Origin of the sequence: Flavobacterium ardleyense (assembly GCF_042686085.1) — a bacterium.
GTDB lineage: Bacteria > Bacteroidota > Bacteroidia > Flavobacteriales > Flavobacteriaceae > Flavobacterium > Flavobacterium ardleyense.
On sequence record NZ_JBHUOL010000022.1, the window covers coordinates 306,731 to 319,023 of the forward strand.

Annotated in this window: 8 protein-coding genes; all 8 read left to right on the plus strand. The window is 33.8% G+C overall.

The genetic code is table 11. The features are described from left to right. Window positions 1-28 precede the first annotated feature (28 nt). The 8 genes from rplL to ACFSX9_RS15330 all read left to right on the plus strand — a co-directional run bounded on the left by rplL (window position 29) and on the right by ACFSX9_RS15330 (window position 12,202). The gene (gene rplL / locus ACFSX9_RS15295) at window positions 29-397 is read left to right on the plus strand and encodes a 50S ribosomal protein L7/L12 (RefSeq protein WP_379809239.1); all 369 of its coding nucleotides are present in this window, start codon (window positions 29-31) and stop codon (window positions 395-397) included. Window positions 398-646: 249 nt separating this feature from the next. Continuing rightward, entirely contained in the window at window positions 647-4,459 is a 3,813-nt protein-coding gene (gene rpoB / locus ACFSX9_RS15300) for a DNA-directed RNA polymerase subunit beta (protein ID WP_379809241.1), read from the plus strand. Window positions 4,460-4,781: 322 nt separating this feature from the next. Then, on the plus strand, window positions 4,782-9,098 hold the full coding sequence (gene rpoC, locus ACFSX9_RS15305; protein ID WP_379809243.1) for a DNA-directed RNA polymerase subunit beta': 4,317 nt from the start codon (window positions 4,782-4,784) through the stop codon (window positions 9,096-9,098). Between the two features lie 165 nt (window positions 9,099-9,263). Then, on the plus strand, window positions 9,264-9,572 hold the full coding sequence (locus ACFSX9_RS15310) for a DUF3467 domain-containing protein (RefSeq protein WP_379809245.1): 309 nt from the start codon (window positions 9,264-9,266) through the stop codon (window positions 9,570-9,572). A gap of 149 nt (window positions 9,573-9,721) precedes the next feature. After that, window positions 9,722-10,441 carry a hypothetical protein gene (locus tag ACFSX9_RS15315; RefSeq protein ID WP_379809247.1) on the plus strand — a complete coding sequence of 240 codons (720 nt, stop codon included), beginning with the start codon at window positions 9,722-9,724 and terminating at the stop codon, window positions 10,439-10,441. Between the two features lie 50 nt (window positions 10,442-10,491). After that, on the plus strand, window positions 10,492-11,007 hold the full coding sequence (locus ACFSX9_RS15320; RefSeq protein ID WP_379809249.1) for a hypothetical protein: 516 nt from the start codon (window positions 10,492-10,494) through the stop codon (window positions 11,005-11,007). A 217-nt stretch (window positions 11,008-11,224) separates the two neighbouring features. Next, window positions 11,225-11,500: a hypothetical protein gene (locus tag ACFSX9_RS15325; protein WP_379809251.1), complete on the plus strand. Its 276-nt coding sequence runs from the start codon at window positions 11,225-11,227 to the stop codon at window positions 11,498-11,500. A 126-nt stretch (window positions 11,501-11,626) separates the two neighbouring features. Further along, on the plus strand, window positions 11,627-12,202 hold the full coding sequence (locus ACFSX9_RS15330) for a hypothetical protein (RefSeq protein WP_379809253.1): 576 nt from the start codon (window positions 11,627-11,629) through the stop codon (window positions 12,200-12,202). Window positions 12,203-12,293: the final 91 nt, after the last annotated feature.

Below are 12,293 nucleotides of genomic sequence, written 5' to 3' on the forward strand. Positions count from 1 at the left end.
TTACAAAACATTTTAAACGATAGAAAAAATGGCAGATTTGAAACAATTCGCAGAACAATTGGTTAACTTAACAGTTAAAGAAGTTAACGAATTAGCAACAATATTAAAAGACGAGTATGGTATCGAACCAGCTGCTGCAGCTGTTGTAGTATCTGCTGGTGGTGGAGCGGAAGCTGCTGCTGAACAAACAGAATTTACAGTAATGTTAAAAGAAGCTGGTTCTTCTAAATTAGCTGTTGTAAAAGCAGTTAAAGAATTAACAGGTTTAGGTCTTAAAGAAGCTAAAGATTTAGTGGATTCTGCACCTGCTGCTGTAAAAGAAGGTGTTTCTAAAGATGAGGCTGAAGGTCTTAAGAAAGCTTTAGAAGAAGCTGGAGCTGTAGTTGAGCTTAAATAAGTTAACTTAAGTTTAAAAAACTAGGTTTAGGTCTTGAGATTTGTCTCAAAGACCTAAACCCTTTTTTCGTATATGAAAATTGATATTTATTTTCAAACTACGAGCATATCTTAACCTCTTACGAAGAAAAAAATTAAACTAACTTTCCTGGTTTATTTTAAAGATGTATTGGTTATTAAAAAGGAAGTATTATTAAATAGTGTATTTACACAAAAATTACTTTTTTTAAATCAAAAATTTTATCCATTCATGATTGCAAATCAGACTGAAAGATTAAATTTTGCCTCTACAAAGAACATTCCACAATATCCAGATTTTCTAGATATTCAAGTGAAATCGTTTAAAGATTTTTTCCAACTGGAAACTAAATCTGATGAAAGAGGCGACGAAGGGCTGTATAATACCTTCATGGAAAATTTTCCAATTACTGATACGAGAAATCAATTCGTATTAGAATTTCTCGATTATTTTATAGATCCACCTAGATATACTATTGAAGAATGTATTGATAGAGGCTTAACGTATTCCGTTCCTCTTAAAGCTAGATTGAAGCTATATTGTACTGACCCTGAACACGAAGATTTTGAAACTATTGTTCAAGATGTGTATTTAGGAACAATACCATATATGACTCCTAGCGGTACATTTGTTATCAATGGTGCTGAGCGTGTAGTTGTTTCGCAATTACATAGATCACCAGGTGTATTCTTTGGACAATCTTTCCATGCAAATGGTACTAAATTGTATTCTGCGAGAGTTATTCCTTTTAAGGGATCTTGGATAGAATTCGCTACCGATATAAACAACGTAATGTATGCTTATATTGATAGAAAGAAAAAATTACCTGTAACTACTTTGTTCAGAGCAATTGGTTTCGAAAGAGATAAAGATATCTTAGAGATTTTCGACCTAGCTGAAGAAATTAAAGTTTCTAAAACCGGTATTAAAAAATACGCAGGAAGAAGACTTGCTGCGCGTGTTTTAAATACTTGGCATGAAGACTTCGTAGATGAAGACACAGGTGAAGTGGTTTCTATTGAACGTAACGAAATTATCTTAGATCGTGATACGATTCTAGATAAAGATAATATCGAAGAAATAATTGAAGCAGACGTAAAAACTATTCTTTTACATAAAGAGGATAGCAATGCTATTGACTATACAATTATTCATAATACGTTACAAAAAGACCCAACAAACTCTGAAAAAGAAGCTGTTGAGCACATTTACCGTCAGCTGCGTAACGCAGAACCGCCTGATGAGGAAACGGCTCGTGGTATTATAGATAAATTATTCTTCTCTGATCAACGTTACAACTTAGGTGAAGTAGGTCGTTACAGAATGAATAAAAAGTTAAACCTTGATATTCCTATGGAAAAACAAGTTTTAACTAAAGAAGACATTATCACTATTGTTAAATATTTGATTGAATTAATTAACTCTAAAGCAGAGATTGATGATATTGATCACTTATCTAATCGTCGTGTAAGAACTGTTGGGGAACAATTGTCTCAACAATTCGGTGTCGGTTTAGCGCGTATGGCTAGAACTATCCGTGAAAGAATGAACGTTCGTGATAACGAGGTGTTTACACCAATCGATTTGATCAATGCTAAAACATTATCATCGGTTATTAACTCATTCTTTGGAACAAACCAGTTGTCTCAGTTCATGGACCAAACGAATCCATTAGCAGAGATCACACACAAGCGTCGTTTATCAGCCCTAGGACCTGGAGGTTTATCTAGAGAAAGAGCAGGTTTCGAGGTACGTGACGTTCACTATACACACTACGGAAGACTTTGTCCTATTGAAACTCCTGAGGGACCAAACATTGGACTTATTTCATCTTTAGGTGTATATGCTAAAGTAAACGGAATGGGATTCATCGAAACACCTTATCGTAAAGTTAATAATGGTGTTATTGATATTATTTCTGATCCAGTTTATTTAAGTGCTGAAGAAGAAGAAGGTAAATTGATTGCACAAGCGAATATCGAAATCGATAGTAATGGTAAAATCCTTGCGGAAAATGTTATTGCTAAAGAAGATGCCGATTTCCCTGTAGTTGCTCCAACTGAACTAGATTATACAGACGTTGCTCCTAATCAAATTGCATCGATTTCTGCTTCATTAATTCCATTCTTGGAACATGATGATGCGAATAGAGCCTTGATGGGATCTAACATGATGCGTCAGGCTGTACCATTGTTACGTCCTGAAGCTCCAATTGTAGGTACTGGTTTAGAAAGACAAGTTGCTTCTGATTCAAGAGTATTAATTAATGCGGAAGGAAACGGAGTTATTGAATATGTTGATGCTAACAAAATTACCATCAAATATGATAGAACTGACGAAGAACGTATGGTTAGTTTTGATTCAGATGAGAAATCATATCAATTGATCAAATATAGAAAAACCAACCAAAGTACATGTATCAACTTAAAACCAATCATTAGAAAAGGGGATAGAGTTGTTAAAGGACAAGTTCTTTGTGAAGGTTATGCTACGGAAAACGGAGAATTAGCAATCGGAAGAAACTTAAAAGTTGCGTTTATGCCATGGAAAGGGTATAACTTCGAGGATGCTATTGTAATTTCTGAAAAAGTAGTTCGTGATGATATTTTTACTTCATTACATATTGATGATTATACATTAGAAGTTCGTGATACTAAATTAGGTAACGAAGAATTAACTAATGATATTCCTAACGTTTCTGAAGAAGCTACTAAAGATTTAGATGAAAACGGAATGATTAGAATTGGTGCAGACGTTAAGCCTGGCGACATTCTAATTGGAAAAATTACACCAAAAGGAGAATCAGATCCTACTCCAGAAGAAAAACTTTTAAGAGCTATCTTCGGGGATAAAGCAGGTGATGTGAAAGATGCTTCATTAAAAGCATCTCCATCTTTACACGGTGTGGTTTTAGATAAAAAATTATTTGCGAAAGCAGTAAAAGATAAGAGAAAACGTTCGAAAGACAAAGAAGACGTTGACAAGTTAGAGCTTGAATTTGAAGTTAGATATACGGAATTGAAAGACAGATTGATTGAAAAATTATTTGTTATCATTGACGGAAAAACTTCACAAGGTGTAATGAACGATTTAGGAGAAGAAGTAATGCCGAAAGGTAAGAAATTCACTAAAAAGATGTTACAAGGTGTGGAAGATTTCGCGCATTTAACTAAAGGTCAATGGACAACTGACGATCGTGCTAACTCAATGGTGAACGACTTAATTCACAACTACAAAATCAAATTAAATGATTTACAAGGTTGGTTGAGAAGAGAGAAATTTACAATTACAGTTGGAGATGAATTACCTTCTGGAATTTTAAAACTTGCTAAAGTTTACATCGCTAAGAAACGTAAATTGAAAGTAGGAGATAAAATGGCAGGACGTCACGGTAACAAAGGTATTGTTGCAAAAATCGTTCGTCAAGAAGATATGCCATTCCTTGAAGACGGAACACCAGTTGATATTGTATTGAATCCACTTGGAGTACCATCTCGTATGAACATCGGTCAGATTTATGAAACGGTATTAGGATGGGCTGGTCAGAAATTAGGTAGAAAATTTGCTACTCCAATTTTTGATGGTGCAACTTTAGATCAAATCAATGAATTAACAGACGAAGCAGGAATTCCTCAATTCGGTCACACTTATCTTTATGATGGTGGTACTGGAGAGCGTTTCCACCAACCAGCAACTGTGGGTATTATTTACATGTTGAAATTAGGACACATGGTAGATGATAAAATGCACGCACGTTCTATTGGTCCGTACTCATTAATTACGCAACAACCTTTAGGAGGTAAAGCGCAGTTTGGAGGACAACGTTTTGGAGAGATGGAGGTTTGGGCACTTGAAGCATATGGTGCATCTAGTACTCTAAGAGAAATCTTAACTGTTAAATCGGATGACGTTATTGGTAGAGCTAAAACTTACGAAGCAATCGTTAAGGGAGAATCTATGCCAGAGCCAGGATTACCTGAATCATTCAATGTATTAATGCATGAATTGAAAGGTCTAGGATTAGACATCAGATTAGAAGAATAAATTTTAGTATTCAGTGTTCAGCTTTTAGTTTTCAGTTATTAACTGTTTACTTTTTACTGAGCACTGAACACTTTTTTTAATAAGTTTTTAAGATTTATACTCGTAAACCGTTCCGATTTTTTATAAAACTTAGTAGTTTTATAACTAGCACTTCAAATTTATTTTGAGGTTTAGAGAAGTAACCCGAGAAGATGACCATAGTTTTAAAGTTTAATGGTATTAAGTTTTAGCGTCATATACTGACTTTTAGCTTTTTAATCTTAGACTTTTGACTATAACAAACAAACAATTTTTAATTGCAAAATAAATCAAAGTAAAAACGATGATGAATAACAATAACAATAGAAATAGTAAAGACAAGCAGCAAATCAAAAGATTTAATAAAATCACTATTGGTTTAGCTTCTCCAGAATCTATTTTGGGTGAGTCTAGAGGTGAGGTTCTAAAACCTGAGACAATCAACTACCGTACGCACAAACCAGAAAGAGATGGTCTTTTCTGTGAACGAATTTTCGGTCCAGTTAAAGATTATGAGTGTGCTTGTGGTAAATATAAAAGAATTCGCTACAAAGGAATCGTTTGTGACCGATGTGGTGTTGAAGTAACTGAGAAAAAAGTACGTAGAGATAGAGTTGGTCACATTAATTTAGTGGTGCCAATTGCTCATATCTGGTATTTCCGTTCGTTACCAAACAAAATTGGATATATTTTAGGGTTACCATCTAAGAAATTAGATATGATTATTTACTACGAAAGATACGTAGTAATTCAAGCAGGTATCGCTCAAAATCCAGAAGGAGAATCTTTAAAAAGATTGGATTTCTTAACAGAAGAAGAGTATTTAAATATTTTAGATACACTTCCTATGGAAAATCAATATTTAGATGATAAGGATCCTAATAAATTCATCGCTAAAATGGGTGCTGAGTGTATTATGGATTTATTAGCACGTACAGACTTAGACGAATTGTCTTATAGTCTTCGTCATGCTGCTAATAACGAAACATCTAAACAACGTAAAACAGAAGCATTAAAACGTTTAAATATTGTAGAAGCATTCCGTGAGTCTAACAAAAATAGAGAAAACCGCCCAGAGTGGATGATTCTTAAAGTTATTCCGGTTATTCCACCAGAATTGCGTCCTTTAGTGCCGCTTGATGGAGGTCGTTTTGCAACTTCAGATTTAAATGATTTATACAGAAGAGTTATCATCCGTAACAACCGTCTAAAAAGATTAGTGGAGATCAAAGCTCCAGAAGTGATCTTAAGAAACGAGAAACGTATGTTACAAGAATCTGTAGATTCATTATTTGACAACACGCGTAAAGCATCTGCTGTTAAAACAGAATCAAACAGACCATTAAAATCATTATCAGATTCATTAAAAGGTAAACAAGGTCGTTTCCGTCAAAACTTACTTGGAAAACGTGTGGATTATTCTGCTCGTTCGGTAATTGTTGTTGGTCCAGAATTGAAATTATCTGAATGTGGTATTCCGAAAGATATGGCTGCGGAACTATACAAACCATTCGTTATTCGTAAATTAATCGAAAGAGGAATTGTTAAAACAGTTAAATCGGCTAAGAAAATTATAGACAAAAAAGAGCCTGTTGTATGGGACATCCTTGAAAATGTAATTAAAGGACATCCAGTATTACTTAACCGTGCTCCTACATTACACCGTTTAGGTATTCAAGCTTTCCAACCTAAGTTAATTGAAGGAAAAGCAATCCAGTTACACCCATTAGTATGTACGGCATTTAACGCCGATTTTGATGGTGACCAGATGGCAGTTCACTTACCTTTAGGACCAGAAGCTATTTTAGAAGCTCAATTATTAATGTTGGCTTCTCATAATATCTTGAACCCTGCGAATGGTGCACCGATTACTGTTCCTTCTCAAGACATGGTTCTTGGTCTTTATTATATGACCAAAGAGCGTTTGTCAACTCCAGAACACAAAATTTTAGGAGAAGGTTTAACTTTTTATTCTGCTGAAGAAGCTAATATCGCTTTAAATGAAGGGAAATTAGAATTGAACGCAAGAGTAAGAATTAGAGCTAAAGACTTTAATGAAGATGGAGAATTAGTATATAAAATTATCCAAACAACTGCTGGTAGAGTATTATTTAATGAAGTAGTACCTGAAGGAGCTGGATATATTAATGAGGTTTTAACTAAGAAATCATTACGTGATATTATTGGTAAAATCTTATCTGTAACTGATGTACCTACGACTGCAGCTTTCTTGGATGACATGAAAGATATGGGTTATAAATTTGCATTCCGTGGAGGTTTATCATTCTCGTTAGGGGATATTAGAATTCCGGAGCAAAAAGGACAATTAATTGCAGATGCAAGAGAGCAAGTTGAAGCTATTTCTGTGAACTATAACATGGGTCTTATTACTAATAACGAACGTTACAACCAAGTTATTGATATCTGGACTTCTGCGAATGCTCAATTAACAGAGTTAGCAATGAAAAATATCCGTGAAGACCAACAAGGTTTCAACTCGGTATACATGATGCTTGACTCTGGAGCAAGGGGTTCTAAAGAACAAATTCGTCAGTTAACTGGTATGCGTGGTTTGATGGCTAAGCCTAAAAAATCTACTGCTGGTGGTGGTGAAATTATTGAAAACCCAATTCTTTCTAACTTTAAGGAAGGTCTTTCGATTCTTGAGTACTTTATTTCTACTCACGGTGCTCGTAAAGGTCTTGCGGATACGGCTCTTAAAACTGCCGATGCTGGTTACTTAACGCGTCGTTTACATGATGTATCTCAGGATGTAATTGTAAACTCTGTAGATTGTGGAACATTAAGAGGTATTGAAGTTGGAGCTTTAAAGAAAAACGAAGAGGTTGTTGAATCATTAGGTGAAAGAATCCTTGGACGTGTAGCTTTACAGAATGTAATCAATCCTTTAAACAACGAAGTATTAGTTGAAGCTGGAGAGCAAATCACAGAAGCTATCGTTAAGAAAATTCAAGCGTCTCCTATTGAAAAAGTGGAAGTACGTTCGCCTTTAACTTGTGAAGCTAAAAAAGGAATTTGTGCTAAATGTTACGGAAGAAACTTAGCAACAGGAAATATGACTCAAAAAGGGGAAGCAGTTGGTGTTATTGCAGCACAATCAATTGGTGAGCCAGGTACACAGTTAACACTTCGTACGTTCCACGTTGGAGGGGTTGCTGGAGGTATTTCTGAAGAATCTAGTATCGTTACTCGTTTTGCAGGTCGTCTTGAATTAGAAGATTTAAAAACTGTTAAAGGTGAAGATTTAGAAGGAAACTCTGTTGATATTGTTATCTCTCGTTCTACTGAGTTAAAATTAGTAGAGCCTAAAACAGGTATTGTTTTAAATACACACTATATTCCTTACGGATCTAGTATTTCAGTAAAAGATGGTGACATCGTTGAAAAAGGTACTACTATTTGTAAATGGGATCCTTATAATGGGGTAATTATTTCTGAATTTACTGGTAAGGTAGCTTACGAAGATTTAGAACAAGGACAATCGTTCTTAGTTGAAGTCGATGAGCAAACTGGTTTCCAAGAGAAAGTAATTTCTGAAGGAAGAAATAAAAAATTAGTTCCTACATTATTGATTTATGGAAAAGATGGTGAACTTATTCGTTCATACAACTTACCAGTTGGAGCTCACCTTATGGTAGATGATGGCGAGAAAATTAAAGCCGGTAAAATTTTAGTAAAAATCCCACGTCGTTCGTCTAAATCGAGTGATATTACAGGAGGTTTACCAAGAATTACTGAGTTATTAGAAGCTCGTAATCCATCTAACCCAGCGGTAGTGTCTGAAATTGACGGTGTAGTTACATTCGGAAAAATTAAAAGAGGAAATAGAGAAATTGCTATTGAGTCTAAATTTGGTGAAGTGAAGAAATATTTAGTAAAACTTTCTAACCAAATATTAGTACAAGAGAATGACTATGTGAAAGCGGGTGTACCACTTTCTGATGGTGCAATTACTCCAGAAGATATTTTGAGAATTCAAGGACCATCTGCTGTTCAACAGTATTTAGTTAATGAAATTCAAGAAGTTTACCGTTTACAAGGGGTAAAAATCAACGACAAACATTTTGAGGTAGTAATTCGTCAAATGATGCGTAAAGTAAGAATTGTTGATCCAGGAGATACTTTATTCTTGGAAGATCAATTAGCTCATACTAGTGATTTCCTTAGAGAAAACGATAAATTATATGGAATGAAAGTGGTAGAAACTGAAGGTGACTCTGAGAATTTAAAAGCAGGTCAAATTATTTCTCCACGTCAGTTAAGAGATGAAAATTCGTTATTAAAACGTAATGATAAAAACTTAGTAGAAGCGCGTGATGTTATTACAGCTACTGCTACTCCAGTACTTCAAGGTATTACGAGAGCATCGTTACAAACGAAATCATTCATTTCTGCGGCATCGTTCCAGGAAACTACTAAAGTATTAAACGAAGCTGCAGTTGCAGGTAAAATCGATACATTAGAAGGATTAAAAGAAAATGTTATTGTAGGACATAGAATCCCAGCCGGAACAGGTATGAGAGATTATGACAATATGATAGTAGGTTCTAAAGATGAATACAATGAATTAGTAGCTGCTAAAGAAGAATTTAATTATTAATTAGCTCCTAGTATTCCTATATCTAAAAACCTAACAGATTTTTCTGTTAGGTTTTTTTTAATTAAAAAAAACCCGTATTCTTGTATAAGGTTTTTAAAGTCAACATAACAGAATTATATAGGAAGAATTAAAAGCTCCGTGTATAATATAATCAAACAAATAAAAATGGAAAATACCAACCAACAAGGACAAATTAATATTGAATTAGACGAAAAAGTGGCTGAAGGAACTTATTCAAATTTAGCGATAATCAATCATTCAAATTCAGAATTCGTTGTCGACTTCGTTGCAATAATGCCAGGCGTACCCAAGGCTAAAGTTAAATCTAGAATTGTTTTAACCCCTCAACATGCAAAACGTCTACTAAAAGCATTAGGCGAAAATATCCACCGTTTTGAAGCAGCTCATGGTAAAATAGAAGAAGGTGAACAACCAACTATTCCTTTGAACTTTGGTCCTACAGGTCAAGCATAAATTATCAAGTCTCGTGTAATGCGAGAATTTTTCATTGTATAAATGCTTTTTTTTAACATTTTTGTTAAATTAAATTGATTTTCATTTGCAAATTTAGTTTAGGAGTTCTACATTTATTTCTTTTAACTCTAACTAATCTGCAAAGCCCCATGCGTAAATTAATAGTGTTCTTTACCTTTATCACAAGTCTGTTCAATACCTACGGACAGAGCTTAGATTTTGCAATAATTAATGATAAAGACGGATTTGTACATGTGCGTAACAGCAAACAATTAATCAATGACAATATTATTGACAAATTAGATAACGGATTTGTTATTAACTATTTCGAAAGAGATGGACTCTGGATTGCTATTCGTTATGAAAAGAATGACGCAGAGATTTCTGGATTCATTTTGAGAGATCGATTGAGAGATTTTACTAGTTTTCAGGAAGTCCAAGGACGCAGTGAAAAAAGTAATGAATACAAACTTTTTAATAGAAATGTTGAAATCGTTGTTTCAGATAAAGTATTCAATGCTAGCGAACACTCAATAATGTATTATGAAATTTACAAAGGAGTTATTGAGCGAATTGAAGGTAAAGAAATTTACGGAACTGATGGTGATTTACCTAAAAGAGAATATAACGCGCTAGAAGTTAAAATTAACGGCATCAAAGTCGTAATGCCTAAAGGTGCGATACAAAATCTATTTGAACCAACCATCGAATATACAGTTGCTTACTTTGACGAAAAATCGCAAACACTATATATTCGCTCTGACAATAGTGATTGGTCAGCTTCTTATGCGGTAATTTGGGTTATTGAAAAAGGAAAATTCAAACAAAGGTGTGTGGGTGTCACAAGGCCCTTCAAAGGCGTGAAGTAAGTAAAAGTTAAACGGCTAACGTTTTTACATTTAAAAATATAATTATTATAATGAAATACTACATAATTTCTCTAATTGCGTTGCTCTTCTCAGCGACTCCAATTTCCTCCACCCAAGAAGATGAGAGTTCGTTCGATTTAAAAGAAGAAGCGAAAGAGTTCTCGTTAACAATTGTAAAATCGTACTTTACAAAAGATTGCGATGTTGTCTATGATGCCATGAGCGATTCACTTTTACGATTCAGTACTGAAAAGCCTGTGCTTAAGAAACCTTTAAAAGTAAAATTATGCGATTCACATAAAGAGGCTGTACGAGATAAGAGTAAGACCTTTCAAAACTATAAAGATATGTACCAGATAAATCTTTATACACCTGCCGAATTAGAGCAAAAATTTAATCAGAAGTTGCCAGATCATTATAAAACCACAGAAACTGATTTCTTTTTCATGGGTTTTGAACTGGTACAAGGAAAAGATAGAAGTGAAGATTTCATTTGGGATGATATGTTTATCTTTATGGTTAGAAAGGAAAAGAATGGCTGGATAATTAAAGGAATAAGTGGTTAGATACTATTATTTAAATATTTTTATTTCATCCTCTCTTAAAGAGTAACTTCTTTAGTGAGGTTATTTTTTTTAGACGACAATCAGAAATTTTAGCTATTTGATATAATTTTTATAAGCAGCAATAGTAGAACCAATCTAAAAATTTCACTAATTATTTACGAGCTAAATAGTAAACTAAATTATCTTTACGGAGCAAAATGTATAAAATACAAGATAGATGAAGAAGCTGTTTATGTTCGTTTTAATTTCAGTCTTATTTATTTACTGTAGTGATAAAGTTGCAAATGCAGAAGAAAATACTGACGAGCCCAAAGGCGAAATACAAATTGACAACGAATTAAAGGATATTGAAAAGAGCGTGGAGTCTTTCTATGACTGGTATTTCGCGAATGACTTGCAGTACATTTCCATTATTAAAGATAAGAAAGGAAAATGTTTATTAGATAGCACAACTTATTTTAATTCACTGAGAAAACTTGGAACTATTTCCTAAAAGTTTATCTCCAAGGAAGAACAAAGATTACAAGGCTGTTCAGAATTCCTGGCAACACTTGATTTTAAGGATTATGAAACTTCCGACGCTTATGCGTATGATCAATATTGTGATGATTTATACTATATGTATTGGATCGGTAGTCAGGAAAATCCACAAAGTTTTTCTATCAATGATGTAAGTAAAGTTAATGATTTTAGTGCCGTTGCAACTGTATATTTAAATCATGGAGGACCAGAGGAAGCTTTCGCCACAATCACCTTAGAAAAAGATAAAACATATTGGAAAATTACTGACATTAAGTTTTTAAGCAAATCAAATATAGTTGAAGAGAAAAGTACAGCAGCTGTTAAGTGGGAGAATTCATTGGTCACTTTAATTGTGGATAATGACTATTTAATTTTTAAATACCATGAACAATGTATTTACTTTTATCCTATTAAGAAAATCAGTGCTACCGAATTCGAAATGATCTGGGGTCAGGAAATGGATTGTAAATTTGATAATGGAACTGGTAATGATTTCAACTTAAAAAACGTGCCAGAGACAGGTAAATCTTTTGCTAAATTTGAACTTACAAATAATATTCTTCATGCAAAATACTATTATAGAGATTGGGTCGAGGCATTTGGCGAAAAAGTAAATAATGAAGTTTTTACTTTAGAATATCATAGAAAAAAAGAAGATTTAGGAAACTATTAGAAAAGTGTTTTAAATTGAGATAGGTCTTAATCATATAGTAGCAATTCTTCCGTTATACTATAAATATAGAAACATAAATAATCAAAATCCA